The sequence below is a fragment of the Citrobacter sp. BIDMC107 genome, from assembly GCF_001037575.1.
In the GTDB taxonomy this organism is placed as follows: Bacteria; Pseudomonadota; Gammaproteobacteria; order Enterobacterales; family Enterobacteriaceae; genus Citrobacter; species Citrobacter freundii.
On the sequence record NZ_KQ089848.1, the window covers coordinates 3,864,618 to 3,882,290 of the forward strand.

Annotated in this window: 15 protein-coding genes; 8 read left to right on the plus strand and 7 right to left on the minus strand. The window is 51.6% G+C overall.

Going from position 1 to position 17,673, the window contains the following annotated elements:
- Positions 1-79: 79 nt before the first annotated feature.
- Positions 80-283, minus strand: coding sequence for a YfgG family protein (locus SK39_RS26175; RefSeq protein WP_071524479.1), 204 nt, complete (start codon positions 281-283; stop codon positions 80-82).
- A gap of 350 nt (positions 284-633) precedes the next feature.
- On the opposite strand from SK39_RS26175, the gene SK39_RS17920 reads away from it, so the two are divergent.
- Positions 634-2,904, plus strand: coding sequence for a sensor domain-containing phosphodiesterase (locus tag SK39_RS17920; protein WP_048217276.1), 2,271 nt, complete (start codon positions 634-636; stop codon positions 2,902-2,904).
- Here the strand turns inward: SK39_RS17920 and ppx are convergent.
- From ppx to purM, 4 genes are all read right to left on the minus strand, one after another.
- Positions 2,884-4,425: an exopolyphosphatase gene (ppx, locus tag SK39_RS17925; protein WP_003037914.1), complete on the minus strand. Its 1,542-nt coding sequence runs from the start codon at positions 4,423-4,425 to the stop codon at positions 2,884-2,886. The genes SK39_RS17920 and ppx overlap by 21 nt on opposite strands.
- A gap of 4 nt (positions 4,426-4,429) precedes the next feature.
- Positions 4,430-6,496 (minus strand): polyphosphate kinase 1, encoded by a 2,067-nt coding sequence (gene ppk1, locus SK39_RS17930; RefSeq protein ID WP_003037917.1) that lies wholly within the window; start codon positions 6,494-6,496, stop codon positions 4,430-4,432.
- A gap of 214 nt (positions 6,497-6,710) precedes the next feature.
- Complete coding sequence (gene purN, locus SK39_RS17935) at positions 6,711-7,352, minus strand: phosphoribosylglycinamide formyltransferase (protein WP_003838482.1); 642 nt, start codon at positions 7,350-7,352, stop codon at positions 6,711-6,713.
- The gene (gene purM, locus SK39_RS17940) at positions 7,349-8,386 is read right to left on the minus strand and encodes a phosphoribosylformylglycinamidine cyclo-ligase (RefSeq protein WP_003838485.1); all 1,038 of its coding nucleotides are present in this window, start codon (positions 8,384-8,386) and stop codon (positions 7,349-7,351) included. The genes purN and purM overlap by 4 nt, the downstream gene beginning before the upstream one ends.
- Before the next feature lie 295 nt (positions 8,387-8,681).
- Here purM and SK39_RS17945 point away from each other — a divergent pair, with 295 nt between their 5' ends.
- From SK39_RS17945 to SK39_RS17960, 4 genes are all read left to right on the plus strand, one after another.
- Complete coding sequence (locus SK39_RS17945) at positions 8,682-10,112, plus strand: 6-phospho-beta-glucosidase (protein ID WP_048217277.1); 1,431 nt, start codon at positions 8,682-8,684, stop codon at positions 10,110-10,112.
- Between the two features lie 183 nt (positions 10,113-10,295).
- Positions 10,296-10,922, plus strand: coding sequence for a uracil phosphoribosyltransferase (upp, locus tag SK39_RS17950; protein ID WP_003037929.1), 627 nt, complete (start codon positions 10,296-10,298; stop codon positions 10,920-10,922).
- Positions 10,923-11,018: 96 nt separating this feature from the next.
- Positions 11,019-12,308, plus strand: coding sequence for a uracil permease (uraA, locus tag SK39_RS17955; protein WP_003037932.1), 1,290 nt, complete (start codon positions 11,019-11,021; stop codon positions 12,306-12,308).
- Positions 12,309-12,403: 95 nt separating this feature from the next.
- Positions 12,404-13,105 (plus strand): DnaA inactivator Hda, encoded by a 702-nt coding sequence (locus tag SK39_RS17960; protein ID WP_211924219.1) that lies wholly within the window; start codon positions 12,404-12,406, stop codon positions 13,103-13,105.
- A 33-nt stretch (positions 13,106-13,138) separates the two neighbouring features.
- Here the strand turns inward: SK39_RS17960 and arsC are convergent, their stop codons facing one another.
- Positions 13,139-13,498 (minus strand): arsenate reductase (glutaredoxin), encoded by a 360-nt coding sequence (arsC, locus tag SK39_RS17965; protein WP_003037937.1) that lies wholly within the window; start codon positions 13,496-13,498, stop codon positions 13,139-13,141.
- Positions 13,499-13,621: 123 nt separating this feature from the next.
- Positions 13,622-15,085 (minus strand): beta-barrel assembly-enhancing protease, encoded by a 1,464-nt coding sequence (bepA, locus tag SK39_RS17970; RefSeq protein WP_003037939.1) that lies wholly within the window; start codon positions 15,083-15,085, stop codon positions 13,622-13,624.
- Positions 15,086-15,311: 226 nt separating this feature from the next.
- On the opposite strand from bepA, the gene SK39_RS17975 reads away from it, so the two are divergent.
- The 3 genes from SK39_RS17975 (at position 15,312) to SK39_RS17985 (ending at position 17,665) form a co-directional block, all read left to right on the plus strand.
- Entirely contained in the window at positions 15,312-16,376 is a 1,065-nt protein-coding gene (locus SK39_RS17975) for an AI-2E family transporter (protein ID WP_003037941.1), read from the plus strand.
- Between the two features lie 166 nt (positions 16,377-16,542).
- Positions 16,543-17,202, plus strand: coding sequence for a nucleoside recognition domain-containing protein (locus SK39_RS17980; protein WP_003847228.1), 660 nt, complete (start codon positions 16,543-16,545; stop codon positions 17,200-17,202).
- Between the two features lies 1 nt (position 17,203).
- The gene (locus SK39_RS17985; RefSeq protein ID WP_003037948.1) at positions 17,204-17,665 is read left to right on the plus strand and encodes a YjiG family protein; all 462 of its coding nucleotides are present in this window, start codon (positions 17,204-17,206) and stop codon (positions 17,663-17,665) included.
- Positions 17,666-17,673 lie beyond the last annotated feature (8 nt).

Here is a 17,673-nt window from a genome sequence, read left to right on the forward strand (position 1 = left end):
CCTTACCGGATGGTTAAATTTCAGGCGATTAGCCATCCGGTAAGGAATCTTAATGCTGAGATATTACAGGCGCGAGCGATCAGCGCACGTCGGTTTGAGCAGGAGATGCCTGTTGCGGCTGGGTGATCTGCTGAGAGTCTTTTTTGTTCTGGTGGTGGTGCCACGCACCTATAGCGGAGTAGACGAAGCGTCCGAAGAAGAAGAGAAAGCTGATAAGCAGTACGATCCGGATCATGCGACTATTAAATCGGTGTCGTTTGCGTAGGCTGGTAACCTGGCTCACAAAAGGTTCCTTGTAGTGTACCCAACTGAGGGCGATACTCACATTAAGGCATACTGTGAGGCAATGGTCAATTTTTCGTTATGTAAAATTGCTTCAGTTGTTTTATCCTCATATGTTATGAAAATTAATATTATTATTTGCATTAATAATGAATTAACGATAAGAAACGATGAAAATAGTAATAATTGATTAATGAGGGGCTTTTTTTTTGATATATATCAAACGTCACCCTTTACTGATAACTAAAATCGATGAGACATAGTAATGTATTTAACTTCATCGTTTTAGAGTCAGGTGGGATGCCTGTCTGAATACCCCCTGCAGGATGTGCGGGATTCTACTGAGCATCTATGAAACTCAATAAAAATTATATTTGTATGAGAGATAGATGGTGGGCGTTACCTCTCATCATACCATCTTTGCTGTTGCCTATATTGAGCACTGCCAATACCTATGCCCATATTAGTACTGGGACCGTAATTCTTTTCTACATGCCTTTGGCGTTGATGATTAGCCTGATGCTATTTTTTGGCTGGGCGGCATTGCCGGGAATTATCATTTCCATTATCTGCTACAAATATCCGCAGGTTGGGTTATTTGAAACGCTCTCAATAATTTCGCACTTTATTGTAACGATAGTGCTGAGTTGGGGAGGGTATAAAGTATTTGCACCCCGGCGGAACAACGTATCTCACGGTAACTCCCACCTGATGTTTCAGCGCATGTTTTGGCAGGTCTTCTGCCCGGCGACGCTGTTTCTGATCCTCTTCCAGTTTGCCGCATTTGTGGGCGTTTATGAGAGTAAATCCGGCATGGTGGGGGTTATGCCCTTTAATACTGGCACGTTGATCAACTATCAGGCTATGCTGGTCGGGAATCTGATTGGGGTTCCTTTGTGCTACTTTATTATTCGCACGATCCGCAACCCTTTGCATGTCAGAGGCTATTTTTCTCAATTAAAGCAGCAGTTTGATACCAAAGTTACCAAAACTGAGTTTGCGGTCTGGCTGATTATATTGGCTGTACTTATGGCATTGCTGTGTATGCCGTTAAATGAACAAAGCTCAATATTCAGCACAAATTATACTCTGTCGTTGTTGCTACCTGTCATGCTCTGGGGAGCAATGCGTTACGGTTACAGATTTATTTCGCTGATATGGTCTGTCGTACTTATTACCGCAATTCATTATTACCAGCGCTATATGCCCTGGTATTCTGGCTACGATACCCAGCTTGCCATTACCTCATCGAGTTATCTTGTTTTCTCCTTCATCGTGAACTTCATTGCCGTACTGGCAACGCGCCAACGCTTTGTTACCCGGCGCAACCATCGTCTGGCATTCTTTGATCCGATGGTGCATCTGCCAAATTTGCGCGCATTGAACCGGGATTTGAAAAAAACGCCATGGTCAGTGCTCTGCTTTTTGCGTGTTCCGGGCATGGAGCTACTGGTAAAAAATTACGGCATTATGCTGCGTATCCAGTACAAGCAAAAACTCTCACAGTGGATAACGCCACTGTTGGCACAGGATGAGCATGTCTATCAGTTATCGGGTAATGACTTAGTTTTGCGTTTTAACACTGAGTCGTATCAGGAGCGCATTGAAGCCCTGGACAGGCATATCAAGCAGTTCCGTTTTATTTGGGATGGCATGCTTTTACAGCCGCAGGTGGGGATCAGTTTTTGCTGTGTCCGTTCTCCTGTTAACCATATCTATCTGTTACTGGGAGAGTTAAGCACCATTGCCGAGCTTTCTCTGGCGACCAATTCACCAGAGAACTTGCAGCGCCGAGGCGTCATGCACTTGCAACGTGACCTGAAAGATAAGGTTGCGATGATGAATCGTCTACAGCTGGCGCTGGAGCACAATCGTTTTTTCCTGATGGCGCAGCCGATTTTTGGCGTACGCGGCGACGTTTATCATGAAATCCTGCTGCGCCTTGAGGGAGATGACGGTGAAACCATCCCGCCTGATTGCTTCTTGCCGATCGCGCATGAGTTTGGCTTGTCGTCCAGCATCGATATGTGGGTGATTGAAAATACGCTGAAGTTTATGGCACAGAATCGGGAAAAAATGCCCGCCCGTCGGTTTGCCATTAACTTGTCACCCACGTCGATATGTCGCGCCCGACTTCCGCATGACATCAAGCAGCTACTGGTTAAGTATAAGGTTGAAGCGTGGCAGTTGATTTTTGAAGTCACGGAAAGCAACGCCTTAACCAATGCGGAACAGGCACAGGCAACGTTACTGCAGCTGCAATCACTGGGCTGTCAGATTGCGATTGATGATTTTGGGACGGGTTACGCCAGCTATGCGCGGCTGAAGAATGTGAGTGCCGATATCCTGAAAATTGATGGCAGCTTTATTCGCAGTATCGTTTCGAATAGCCTCGACTACCAAATCGTGGCCTCTATTTGCCATCTGGCTCGGATGAAAAGAATGCTGGTGGTTGCAGAGTACGTCGAAAGTGAAGAAATACGCAGTGCGGTAATTTCGCTGGGGATTGACTACATGCAGGGGTACTTGATTGGTAAACCACAGCCATTGCATGAAACGCTGGAAGAACAGGCGCCAGACGCGCTGGCACCTGTTCTGAGTTTATGCGGCGATATCGGGTGAGGTTTCTTCTTCAATTTTGAGACGCCAGCCGGTTACGCCCTCCCAGTATTGCTGCTCTTTTTCCAGATCGAGCAGCACCAGCGCATTTTGGCTAAACCAGTCATGCGGGAAACGTAAGGTCCAGTGGTTGTCGTCGGTTATCAGAGTCAGGGTTGGCGGCGTGGTGGTCGCCTGACGCTGATTATTCAGCAGCACGCCGAGGCGTAACAGTTGAATCAACGGCAGAAACTGTTTTTTCTTGAACAGTGTAAAGCGGGGCAAGTCATCCAGTTTCACCGCTTTGCGATGATAACGAACTAATGTTGCCATCATCAGTTGTTGTTCCTGATTAAACCCCGGTAAATCGCTGTTTTGTAAGATATAAGCAGAGTGGCGATGTAAGCCGCTGTGGTTGATGTTCAGCCCAACCTCATGCAGCATCGCTGCCCAGCGCAGTAATGCTTCCAGTTGAGGATTGGCTAGTTTGGGCTGTTGCGTATGCCACTGGTCGTACATTTGCATCGTTGTTTCCAGTACGCGCCGGGCCTGTTCACTGTCAATGTTGTACTGGTTCGCCAGACTGCTGGCGGTACGGCTGCGAACGTCCTGGTGGCGAAAACGTCCTTCCATCTCGTACAGTACGCCTTCGCGTAGTGCGCCATCAGAAAGGCGAAGTTCGCGGATAGCCAACGCGTCAAAAACGCCGCACAGAATCGCGAGTCCGGGTACAAACACTGCTTTTCGTTCTTCTGACAATCCTGGCAAGCTGAGCGCATCAAATGACGCATGCTTCAGCACTTCAGATGTCAGTTTGTCCAGGCGTTCGGGGGTGATAAAACCGTCTTTTTCACCCATCTCCAGCAGCACTTCGTGTGCCGCTTTAATCGTGCCTGACGCGCCCATTGCGACGTTCCAGCCCTGAATGCGAAACTGCCACGTTAAGGTTTCAAGCTTTTGCGCTGCCGCCATGCGGGCACGCTGGAAGTTTTCCCGGCTGATAACACCGCCCGGGAAATACATCTGGGCAAAACTGACGCAGCCCATACGGCGGCTTTCGACCAGCTTGGGTTCGAAATCTTCGCCGATCACCAGTTCTGTTGAGCCACCGCCGATATCGATAACCAGCTTGCGGCCTTTTTCCGGCTGAGTGTGCTCCACGCCCATAAAAATCAGTCGGGCTTCTTCGTTACCGGAGATAATCTCAATCGGGTAGGGGATGACTTTTTCCGCTCGCTTGAGAAAATCGGTCGCATTCAGCGCCTGACGCAAAGTATGGGTTCCCACGATGCATACGCTTGACGGGGGAAAGCCTTGCAGGCGTTCGGCGAACAGCGACAGGCAGCTTAATCCGCGTTCCATTGCCTCTTCGCTCAGCTTGTTATCTTCGCCGAGACCATCCGCCAGATGAACGCGCTGTTTCAGCCGCCCGATAATCTGCATTGCGCCATCTACCACGCGGGCAATGACCATATGGAAACTGTTTGAACCAAGGTCGACCGCAGCAAATTCCTGCGGTCGTGGAGTCTTGTCGTGTATTGGCATAGCGTTAGTCAGGTTGCTCGAGTGATTTGATGTAGTCGTAAATCGCCAATTGTGACTGAACTTTACGGCGGTTTCCGCGTGGTACGTAGCGATTACTGAGTTCTTTATCGATGAAGCGAGCCTTCACCGTGTCGCTGAACAGGATATCGATAATATCCAGCACGCGCTGCTTAAGGCGCGGGTCCAGCAGCGGAGTGGCGACCTCGATACGATAGTCGATATTGCGGGTCATCCAGTCTGCAGAGGAGAGGTATACCTGCTTATCGCCACCGTTTTCGAAAATATAAACCCGGTCGTGTTCAAGGTAGCGGTCGACAATGCTTATCACGCGAATATTATCGCTGATGCCTTCCAGGTTCGGGATCAGAGAGCACATACCGCGAATCAACAAATTAACCGGTACGCCTGAGCTTGAGGCCGCATAGAGACGATCAACCAGGCCTTTATCGACCAGGTTGTTCAGTTTTAGCGTGATACCGGAAGGCTGGCCTTGCTGCGCATTGGCGATCTCTTTGTCGATCATGGCGTACAGCAGACGGCGTGAGTTCTGCGGAGAAACCAGCAGATAATCGAACGTCACCGGACGATACGGGTTTTCGATGAAGTTGAACACCCGGCGAACCTCGTTGGTGATGCGTGAATCAGCGGTAAGCAACGAGTAGTCGGTGTACAGCCGCGCCGTTTTTTCGTTGAAGTTGCCCGTCCCGATATGAGCATAGCGCACGACTTCATCACCTTCTTTACGCGAGATAAGGAACAGTTTGGCGTGAATTTTCAGACCCGGCGCGGAGAAGATGACGTGAACGCCCGCTTCGGTCAGACGCTTGGCCCAATGAATGTTGGCTTCTTCATCAAAGCGCGCCTGTAATTCCACTACCACGGTGACTTTTTTACTGTTATGCGCGGCATGGATCATCGCGTCGATGATGCGCGAGTCTTTTGCCACACGGTAGATGTTGATCTTTATTGCCAGTACGCTCGGGTCGAAAGACGCCTGGCGCAACAGTTCAAGAACGTGCTCAAAGGTGTGGTACGGGTAATACAGCAGCACATCGCGCTCGCGGATTGCATCAAATCCGTTACGGAATTTCTCATTGTCGAACCAGATGTGGCGCAGACGCGGCAGCGGCTTATTCACCAGGTTGGCTTTGCCAACGTTGGGGAAGTTAATAAAGTCTTTGAAGTTATGGTAACGGCCGCCGGGAACAATCGAGTCGTAGCGAGAAATCGTCAGTTTTTCACGTAGCACCTCGACCAACGCATTGGGCATGTCGCGCTGATAGACGAAACGCACAGGCTCTGCGGTCAGACGCTGTTTCAGGCTGGAGGACATCAGCTCCATCAGGCTCGATTCCATCTCGTGCACCAAATCGTATTCGGCGTCACGGGTCATTTTCATCGAATAGGCGTTAAGTGCGTCGTAATCAAAGAACCCTTTGAAAATATCGTCAAGGCAATAACGTAAAATGTTGTCCAACAGGATCATCGGCTTGCGACGACGCGGAGTTTCCGGCGGCAGATTCACAAAACGGGGAACCTTGTCAGAAGGGATTTCCAGCAGCGCGTAGCGGATTGTATCGCCGCGGATAATCTCTACCGCCAGATATGTGTAGTCATCTTTCAAAAACTGGACTAAATCCGTCTCGCGGTTAATCAGGATCGGCGTGATGTGCTGGCGAAGATATTGTTTGAAGTAATGACGCAACCAGCTCTGCTGATTGGCCGATAGCTGGCGTTCATTGATTAAGAAAATCTGATTGCGCGCCATCTCCAGCAGCAACTCGTTGTACAGACCGTCAAATTCCTGATCGGCTTTTAATACGCGGGCCTGGATTTTGCCTAACAGATGGCGGGAGTGAGAGTTTGAACCCTGTTCTTCGCTAATAATGATTCGGCGCTTCAGTTCGGCAAAACGAACCTTATAAAACTCGTCGAGGTTATTGGAATAGATGCCTAAGAAACGCATCCGTTCGATCAACGGGTTTGACTTATCAGCAGCTTCCTGGAGTACACGTTCGTTGAACGCTAACCAACTGAGTTCTTTCTCGATGTATAGCTTTTCCTGACCCATTACCACTTTTACTCCGTTTCATTCACGGGACACTACCGATTTATTATGGCGAGCATTGCTCTCAGATGTCCAACTGTGCCAGAAAAATATGACAATAAACCGTCTGATAGCAAAGAGAAAGGGGGAGCGTAGATGAATACCGGTGGTATTAACCGGAAAAGGTAGTTATGCCTGTAAGCCGGATGGTGACATGCGGCTTACAGGTTGAATTTTATTATTCGTCGGCGGCGTAGCCTTGTGGCGGTAGGCGGATGCCATCCAGCCATGCAGCGTTATCACGCATTTTCAGGCGACCATCAATAAACCAGCTTACCACCAGTGGGTAAATGGTATGTTCCTGAGCCTGAACCCGCGCCGTGACATCATCTTCGCTGTCGCCTTCAAATACCGGAACCTTGGCCTGGAGAATAACCGGTCCGCCGTCCAGTTCATCAGTGACGAAGTGGACGGAGGTACCATGCTCTTCATCGCCGTTTTCCAGTACCTGGCGGTGCGTATGCAGGCCGGGATACTTTGGCAATAAAGACGGGTGGATATTCAGCAATCGTTCAGAATAGTGCGCGACAAACGCCGGGCTGAGGATGCGCATATAACCGGCCAGCACCACGACATCCGGCGCCCAGGCGTCAATTTCTTGCATCAGTTGGCGGTCGAAGGCTTCGCGACTGGCAAACTGGGCGGCTTCCAGCGAGTGTGCCGGAATATTCGCTTCGCGTGCGCGCTCAAGGCCGAACGCATCGGCCTTGTTACTGAATACTGCACGTATGGTGCCATTGATTTTTTTCTGTTCACAGGCGTCTATTATCGCCTGCAAATTGCTTCCGTTACCGGAAATGAGCACCACAATGTTTTTCATTCAATGACCACACGCTGTTCGGAATCAGAAGCTTTGATGATACCGATTTTCCATGCGTTTTCACCTTTCTCATTGAGCAAAGCCAGGGCTTTGTCCACTTCCGGAGCTGGCAGGGCGATAACCATACCTACGCCGCAGTTAAAGGTGCGATACATCTCATGCTGGCTGACGTTACCCGCCGTTTGCAGCCAGTTGAAGACGGCTGGCCACTGCCAGGAAGACTCGTCGATCACGGCCTGCGTGTTGTCTGGCAGAACGCGTGGAATATTTTCCCAGAAGCCGCCGCCGGTCAGGTGGGCAATGGCGTGCACATCAACCTTCTCGATCAGTTCCAGAATGGATTTTACGTAAATGCGGGTCGGAGCCAGCAAGTGGTCGGCCAGCGATTTACCTTCAAGCTCGGTGGTTTCCGGGTCACAACCGCTGACTTCAACGATTTTACGCACCAGAGAGTAACCGTTGGAGTGCGGACCGCTGGAGCCGAGCGCAATCAGTACGTCGCCGTCAGCCACTTTAGAACCGTCGATAATCTCTGATTTTTCGACGACGCCAACACAGAAACCTGCCACGTCGTAATCTTCGCCGTGGTACATCCCCGGCATTTCAGCTGTTTCCCCACCGACCAGCGCACAGCCAGACTGCAGGCAGCCTTCGGCAATCCCGTTAATGACGCTGGCTGCGGTGTCCACATCCAGTTTGCCGGTTGCATAGTAGTCGAGGAAGAACAGCGGCTCAGCGCCCTGAACCACGAGGTCGTTGACGCACATTGCGACGAGGTCAATGCCGATAGTGTCGTGGCGTTTCAGATCCATCGCCAGACGCAGTTTTGTACCAACGCCATCAGTGCCGGAAACCAGTACCGGTTCACGATATTTTTGCGGCAATGCGCACAGCGCACCGAAGCCACCCAGACCACCCATAACTTCCGGACGACGCGTTTTCTTTACTACGCCTTTGATTCGATCAACCAGAGCATTACCTGCATCAATATCAACACCGGCATCTTTGTAGCTAAGAGAGGTTTTATCGGTCACTGCCTGCTTCCCCACATGTTTACTTGCAGTAAAAGTTAAATTCGGCGCAATTCTAACAGGGAAAGCAAACGTTTGCGAGCCTGCTCTGCATCAAGTTTTATCTGCTGGTTTTTTCAGCATTTTACAATCATTTATCTATTTGTTTGAACTGCGCCACGAAAATGAAACCGGGTACAGCCTTGTGCTTGAAACCTGCCAGCCGAATGCACAGTATCGTACTGAAACCGGTTTCTGTTTTTTGTTGCGGGCCTCATTTGGAGCGTTTTGCGCAGACTCATCACGATAGGGGAAGGGGATGTCAGGATTTAAAGCAGATTTCATGTGGGGTGGCGCTGTCGCCGCTCATCAACTGGAAGGTGGCTGGCAGGAGGGCGGTAAAGGAATTAGCGTTGCCGATGTCATGACGGCGGGGGCGCATGGTGTGGCGCGTGAAATTACTGACGGTGTGATTGCCGGTAAAAACTACCCTAACCACGATGCCATCGATTTTTATCATCGCTATAAAGACGATATCAAGCTGTTTGCCGAAATGGGGTTTAAATGTTTTCGCACTTCTATTGCCTGGACGCGGATTTTCCCTTTAGGTGACGAAGCGCAACCCAATGAAGCTGGCCTGCAGTTCTATGATGATCTGTTCGACGAATGTCTGAAATATGGCATTGAACCGGTGATTACGTTGTCGCACTTCGAGATGCCCTACCATCTGGTGACGGAATATGGCGGCTGGCGCAACCGTAAGCTTATCGACTTTTTTGTCCGTTTTGCCAGGGTGGTATTCACCCGTTACCAGTACAAAGTGAAGTACTGGATGACGTTTAATGAGATTAACAATCAGGCAAATTATCACGAAGACTTCGCGCCCTTTACTAACTCTGGCCTGAAATACCAGCCCGGCGAAGACCGCGAGCCGGTCATGTTTCAGGCTGCGCACTACGAGCTGGTGGCAAGCGCGCTGTCGGTGAAGGTCGCGCGTGAAATTAACCCGGCGCTGCAAATTGGCTGCATGATTGCGATGTGCCCAATTTATCCGCTGACCTGTGCGCCGAACGACATGATGATGGCGATGAACGCTATGCACCGGCGTTACTGGTTTACTGACGTCCATGTGCGCGGCAAATACCCGCAGCATCTTCTCAATTACTTTACCCGTCGTGGCTTTGAACTGGATATCACCGAGGAAGACCGTCAGGCGCTGACCGAGGGCTGCGTTGATTACATCGGCTTTAGCTATTATATGTCTTTCGCGACCCAGGCAACGGCGGACAACCCACAACTGGATTACGACGAGTCGAAAAGCCTGGTTTCTAACCCGTACGTGCAGAAGTCGGACTGGGGCTGGCAGATTGATCCCGTCGGTCTGCGCTATTCGCTGAACTGGTTCTGGGATCATTATCAGTTGCCGCTGTTTATTGTTGAAAACGGCTTTGGGGCGATTGACGTGCAGCAGGCCGACGGCTCGGTGGATGATTCCTATCGTATTGACTATATGGCCGCGCATATCCGCGAAATGAAAAAAGCGGTGGTGGAAGATGGCGTGGATCTGATGGGTTATACCCCGTGGGGCTGTATTGATTTAGTCTCGGCCGGGACGGGGGAGATGAAAAAACGCTACGGCTTTATCTATGTTGATAAAAATAATGACGGGAGTGGGACATTAGCACGCTCGCCGAAGAAATCTTTTTCATGGTATCAAAACGTCATCCAGAGTAATGCTGAAAATCTATAAAATTCATAGCATTGATAACAACCCCCGCACTTATTGTGGGGGTTGTTTTATACTCATCATCCAGACGCAAACGATTTTGGTTGATCCATATCAAGCGTATGCAGTGTTGCGCCAGAGACGAAAAGCGGTATAATCCGGCGATTTTTTTTGTGGTTGCCACTCGTCTGAGGAAAGGAGAAGAGTATGAAGATCGTGGAAGTCAAACACCCACTCGTCAAACACAAGCTGGGACTGATGCGTGAAAACGACATCAGCACTAAACGCTTTCGTGAACTCGCCTCGGAAGTTGGCAGCCTGCTGACTTATGAAGCAACCGCCGGTCTGGAAACCGAAAAGGTGACCATTGAAGGCTGGAACGGTCCGGTTGAAGTTGACCAAATCAAAGGTAAAAAAATCACCGTTGTGCCAATCCTGCGTGCGGGCCTGGGCATGATGGAAGGCGTTCTGGAAAACGTTCCGAGCGCGCGTATCAGCGTGGTCGGTATGTACCGTAATGAAGAGACGCTGGAGCCGGTTCCGTACTTCCAGAAGCTGGTTTCTAACATTGATGAGCGTATGGCGCTGATCGTTGACCCGATGCTGGCAACCGGCGGTTCCGTTATCGCTACCATCGACCTGCTGAAAAAAGCAGGCTGCAGCAGCATTAAAGTCCTGGTGCTGGTTGCAGCGCCGGAAGGTATCGCGGCGCTGGAAAAAGCGCACCCGGATGTTGAGCTGTACACTGCCTCCATCGATCAGGGACTGAACGAGCACGGATACATTATTCCGGGGCTCGGCGATGCCGGCGATAAGATTTTTGGTACCAAGTAAACGAATAAGTGAAAAGAAGCCGACTTTAAGAGTCGGCTTTTTTTTGAATAAAACAACCCAATCGCTAATAACAAACAACACTCAGAGGAAAACACTATGACGCGCCGTGCTATCGGGGTGAGTGAAAGACCGCCGCTTTTACAGACAATCCCGCTTAGTTTACAGCACCTGTTCGCCATGTTTGGCGCAACGGTACTGGTGCCAGTCCTGTTTCATATCAACCCAGCTACCGTTCTGCTGTTTAACGGTATTGGTACTTTACTGTATCTCTTCATTTGTAAAGGTAAAATTCCGGCTTACCTCGGTTCAAGCTTTGCGTTCATTTCCCCGGTTCTGCTGCTGCTGCCGCTAGGGTATGAAGTGGCGCTGGGCGGTTTCATTATGTGTGGCATCCTGTTCTGCCTGGTTTCGTTCATCGTTAAGAAAGCCGGTACTGGCTGGCTGGATGTAATGTTCCCGCCTGCGGCGATGGGCGCAATCGTTGCCGTTATCGGTCTGGAGCTGGCGGGTGTCGCTGCGGGTATGGCGGGATTGCTGCCTGCGGAAGGACAAGCGCCAGACTCAACAACCATCATCATCTCAATGGTGACGCTGGCTGTGACGGTATTTGGTTCCGTGCTGTTCCGTGGCTTTATGGCGATTATCCCGATTTTGATTGGGGTGCTGGCCGGGTACGCGCTCTCCTTCGTGATGGGCGTCGTGGACACCACGCCGATAGCGCAGGCTCACTGGTTTGCTCTGCCGACGTTCTATACGCCGCGCTTTGAATGGGTCGCTATTCTGACCATTCTGCCTGCGGCGCTGGTGGTTATTGCTGAACACGTCGGCCACCTGGTGGTAACGGCGAATATCGTGAAAAAAGATTTGATTCGCGATCCTGGCCTGCATCGTTCTATGTTTGCTAACGGCCTGTCGACGGTGATCTCCGGCTTCTTCGGTTCTACGCCGAACACCACGTACGGCGAAAACATCGGCGTCATGGCGATTACCCGCGTTTACAGTACCTGGGTTATTGGCGGTGCGGCGATTTTCGCCATTCTGCTCTCCTGCGTGGGTAAACTGGCTGCGGCGATCCAAATTATTCCACTGCCGGTCATGGGCGGTGTATCTCTGCTGTTGTACGGCGTGATTGGCGCTTCCGGTATTCGCGTGCTGATCGAGTCAAAAGTTGACTACAACAAAGCACAGAACCTGATCCTGACCTCGGTCATTTTGATCATCGGCGTCAGCGGCGCGAAAGTTCACATCGGTGCTGCTGAGCTGAAAGGCATGGCGCTGGCGACCATTGTGGGTGTCTGTCTGAGCCTGATTTTCAAAGTTATCAGCCTGCTGCGTCCAGAAGAAGTGGTGCTCGACGCCAAAGATGCCGACACTGAGCAACAGTAAACCTTTGACCGGGTGGCGATGCTGCCCGGTTCTATCGCGACGCATTTCTGTGTTAAACTCAACGCGATTTTATGAAATCCTGGGTTGAGGTATCTCTGAACACACCGGCACAGCTCTCTTTGCCACTTTATCTTCCTGACGACGAAACTTTCGCAAGTTTCTGGCCGGGGGATAACTCCTCTTTACTGGCTGCACTGCAAAACGTGCTGCGTCAGGAACATAGCGGGTATATTTATCTCTGGTCGCGTGAAGGCGCTGGCCGTAGTCATTTGCTGCATGCAGCCTGTGCGGAACTGTCCGCTCGCGGCGATGCGGTAGGCTACGTGCCGCTCGACAAACGCACCTGGTTCGTCCCCGAGGTGCTCGACGGGATGGAGCATTTATCGCTGGTATGCATCGATAACATCGAATGTGTGGCTGGTGATTCGCTGTGGGAAATGGCGATCTTTGATCTCTACAACCGTATCCTGGAGTCGGGGAAAACACGCCTGCTGATCACCGGCGATCGTCCACCAAGACAGCTGAATCTGGGATTGCCAGATCTCGCTTCGCGTCTGGACTGGGGGCAAATCTACAAGCTGCAACCACTTTCCGATGAAGATAAGCTGCAGGCGTTGCAATTACGCGCCAGGCTACGTGGGTTTGAACTGCCGGAAGATGTGGGCCGCTTTCTGCTTAAGCGTCTGGATCGGGAAATGCGTACGCTGTTTATGACGTTGGATCAGCTTGATCACGCATCGATCACCGCCCAGCGTAAGCTGACCATTCCGTTCGTAAAAGAAATTCTGAAGCTGTAAGCGCCGCAGCCAAATGACTGCGGCAGGTTTCGGTTAACCGACGATTTCCAGTACCTGCTCCGGCGGGCGTCCAATTCGAGCCTGACCTTTGGCAACTACGATCGGGCGCTCCATCAGTTTCGGGTTTTCCACCATTGCCTGAATCAGCGCATCTTCACTCAGATTTTTGTCCGCCAGGTTAAGCGATTTATAGAGATCCTCTTTCTGGCGCATCAGCTCACGCGCGCTGGACATACCCAGCATCTGCAGAAGTTCACGCAGGGTCGCGGCGTCAGCCGGGGTTTCCAGATACAGCACCACTTCCGGGTCCACGCCATTGGACTTCAGTAATTCCAGCGTTTCACGGCTCTTGGAGCAGCGTGGGTTATGGTAGATTTTAATCGCGTCTGACATGACTTCTCCTTGCATAACAATACTGCCGGATGGCGGCCAAAAGACCTTATCCGGCCTACATATCGCGTCTGACGTAGGCCGGATAAGACGCTACAGCGTCGCCATCCGGCAAGGGTTTGATAATTACATCTTCGTGTAGGGTTTAAAGCGTTCTTGCAGCTGGCGTAGCTGGTCGATACGGGCATCGTATCTGGCCTGTTGCTGGCTACCCAGTTTCACCTGAGAGCTTGCGCTGCTGAGCATCGAAATCGCCTGATCCAGACGTCCGGCGAGGGCATACCCCTCCGCCCGCGCCGCCAGCTCCTGATCGCGGTTGTTCAGGTTGGCTTCCGTTTGCGCTAACAGATCCCAGCCGTTAGGGTCGTCCTTATGGTTAAACGTATAGCGATTCAGGATGGTTGCCGCCTCTTTGGCTTGTCCGCCCTGTAGATACGCATTCGCCAGGTTGAGCTGCAGTACCGGGTTAGTGCGCAGGTCGCGGGCGTTTTTCAGGCGGTTAATGGCATCACTGGTTTTCTTCTGGCCGAGATCGATATCCGTTGCCAGGTCGAGATACCAGGCATTGTTCGCGTCTGCAGCCAGCAGCGGTTGCAGCGCTTTACGCGCCTCGTCATATTTGCTGGCTTCCATCGCCTGCAATGCCCGGCCATATTGTGCCGCACGTTGCTCACGTACGTTGCCTTTCGACCAGTTACTCAGCAGGTCATCGGTCAACTGGTTACGACCAGAGTTGTACATGCCCAAGGTTCGTGCCTTAGCCAGATAAAAATCTTCTGACGACTGGACGACCACCGGACGCATCTGGTTGGCGCGGTTACGGGCATCCGACAGGCGGCTTTCAGGCAGGGGGTGAGTCAGCAAAATTTCCGGCGGACGCGAAGAGTAACGGGCCTGATCGAGCAGTTTTTCGAGGAACGTCGGCATGGCCTGGGGATCGAATCCCGAGCGTTGCAGCACCTGAATACCGATGCGATCTGCTTCCTGTTCGTTTTGTTGCGTAAAGCTAATCATCCCCTGACGTGTTCCCGCCAGCGTACCGGTCAGCGCCGCCATACCCGCCTGCGGGCTAGCCATCGCTAATAAAATTGAACCTAACGCACCTACCCACGTTAGCGGCGCACTGCGTTTCTGATCTTCCATTGCACGCGCCAGGTGGCGCTGAGTGACGTGGGAGATTTCGTGCGCCATGACCGATGCTAACTGGCTTTCGTTGTCGGAATAGCGGAACAATGCGGAGTGCAAGACAACGTTGCCGCCAAAGAAAGCAAAGGCGTTGATTTCATCGTTGTTGATCAAAAAGAATGTGAAGGGTGTTTTTACCGAGTCGGCGTGCGAGACCAGACGCATCCCCAGCGCATTAATGTATTGGGTGAGCAATGGATCATTAATTAATGGCGCACTGCCGCGCAGTTGGCGTACGTAATAATCGCCCATCTGCATTTCCTGTCCTATGGAAAGCGTACTGCCTGCCGACGTTCCCATATCAGGAAGGGTGTCCGCAGTATCAGCAAATGCGGGCGCAACCTGACCGATAGTCAGTGCGGCAATGAGGGTAGCAACCAGGTTTTTTTTCAACTGCCTGAACATAACCTCTGTCCTGTATTCTTTTTTGAGATAGCCATTTGACCAATGCTGTGAAGTATCGTTCACACTCCGCAAGCTTACGGAGTGTAACTGCGAAACCTGACGATGAACACCCAGGAAAAATGTCTTTTCACTTTGCGTAATCAGCCATAAAAAGCGAAGTCTTTTTTGTGACATTTCGATACAATTCGGGATCGCAATCCCGCTATTGGGTTCATGGAAGGGTTTTATGCTCGAAATGTTGATGCAATGGTATCGTCGCCGCTTTAGCGACCCCGAAGCCATCGCCCTGCTGATTATTCTGGTTGCCGGTTTTGGCATCCTGTTCTTTTTTAGCGGTCTTCTGGCGCCGCTACTGGTCGCCATAGTGCTGGCGTACCTGCTTGAATGGCCGACTGTGCGGCTGGAACATATTGGGTGTTCACGGCGTTGGGCGACATCGATTGTGCTGGTGGTGTTTGTCGGTATTTTGCTGCTGATGGCCTTTGTGGTGATGCCCGTTGCGTGGCAGCAGGGTATTTACCTGATCCGCGACATGCCCGGTATGCTTAATAAATTGTCTGATTTTGCCGCCACCTTGCCAAGACGTTATCCGGCGCTGATGGATGCGGGCATCATTGATGCGATGGCGGAAAATATGCGCTCGCGAATGCTCACCATGGGCGATTCGGTGGTGAAATATTCGTTAGCCTCACTGGTTGGATTGCTGACCCTGGCGGTCTATCTGGTTCTCGTCCCGTTGATGGTGTTCTTCCTGATCAAAGATAAAGGACAGATGCTGAACGCCGTGCGCCGGGTGCTGCCGCGTAATCGTGGGCTGGCGGGGCAGGTGTGGAAAGAGATGAACCAGCAAATCACCAACTATATTCGCGGAAAGGTGCTGGAAATGGTGGTGGTCGGCGTGGCGACCTGGCTCGGCTTCCTGCTGTTTGGTCTCAACTATTCGCTGCTGCTGGCGGTGCTGGTAGGGTTCTCTGTGCTGATCCCGTATATCGGCGCTTTTGTGGTGACGATTCCGGTGGTCGGCGTGGCGCTGTTTCAGTTCGGGCTTGGCACCGAGTTCTGGAGCTGTTTTGCCGTGTACCTGATAATCCAGGCGCTGGACGGCAATCTGTTGGTTCCCGTGCTGTTCTCCGAGGCGGTCAATCTGCATCCATTGGTGATTATTCTCTCCGTGGTGATTTTCGGCGGTCTGTGGGGATTCTGGGGCGTATTCTTTGCGATCCCTCTGGCGACGTTAATCAAAGCGGTAATGCACGCCTGGCCGGATGGTCAGGTCGTTGACGAACCCTAATCTGCAAGATCCGGCGATATCATGTCGCCGGATCCGAACTTGTCTGACCTCTATCCACACTTTCTGAATAATCTCTTCTGCTGTCGTTTTTCTCCGCATTTGTCTTTAACTTGACCTGCGTGATGTCTTTCTGTCACGCAAGGAATAAGACCAACAGGAGAACAAAATGGGTCACAACACACACACGCAGCAAAAGGTGGGATGGGGCGGTTATCTCGCTTTTTTTATTACGATTATCCTTTTTTCCGGCATGTTTGCGAAAAGTACCGAATGGTGGCGGGTCTTTGACTTCACCGTCCTCAACGGCGCGTTTGGGCAGATTAATGCCGCAGGCGATACGGCGGTCTCTTTTCGCGGCTCTGGAGGGATGGGAGCCAAAGACGGCTTCTTATTCGCGCTTGAGCTGGCACCTTCCGTCATTCTTTCACTCGGGATTATTTCCGTCACCGAAGGATTGGGGGGGTTACGTGCGGCACAACAGCTGATGACGCCGGTCCTGCGCCCGTTACTCGGTATTCCGGGAGTTTGTTCGCTGGCGCTGATTGCGAATTTGCAAAATACCGATGCCGCGGCCGGGATGACCAAAGAGATGGCGGAAGAGGGCATTATTACTGAACAGGAGCGTGCCATTTTTGCCTGCTGGCAAACCAGCGGCAGCGCGTGTATTACCAACTATTTTTCCTCTGGCGCTGCGCTGTTTACGGTGGTTACCGTTCCGGTGATTACGCCGCTGGCGGTGATCCTTGTCTTCAAATTTGTGGGAGCGAACCTGCTGCGTTTGTGGATCGCGCAGCTTGAAAATCGCCGTCTGCAGCAGGAGGTCTGAGATGACAACGCAGGTACGTAAAAACGTCATGGATATGTTTATCGATGGCGCGCGGCGCGGGTTTACAATTGCTACAACCAGCCTGTTACCTAACGTGGTGATGGCTTTTGTGATTATTCAGGCGCTGAAGGTGACGGGATTGCTCGAGATTGTCGGGCGGGTGTGCGAACCGGTGATGGCGTTGTGGGGGCTACCGGGGGAATCTGCCACCGTGCTGCTGGCGGCGGTGATGAGTATGGGAGGCGGCGTCGGCGTTTGTGCCAGTCTGGTTGTTGCTGGTACGCTTTCGGGACATGATGCGACTGTATTGCTACCGGCAATCTACCTGATGGGCAATCCGGTGCAAAATGTGGGACGCTGCCTGGGAACTGCGGGGGTCCATCCCCGTTACTACCCGCTGATTATTGCGGTATGCGTCATTAATGCGCTGCTCTCTATTTGGGTTATGCAGGTAATTGCCTGACAAGGAAG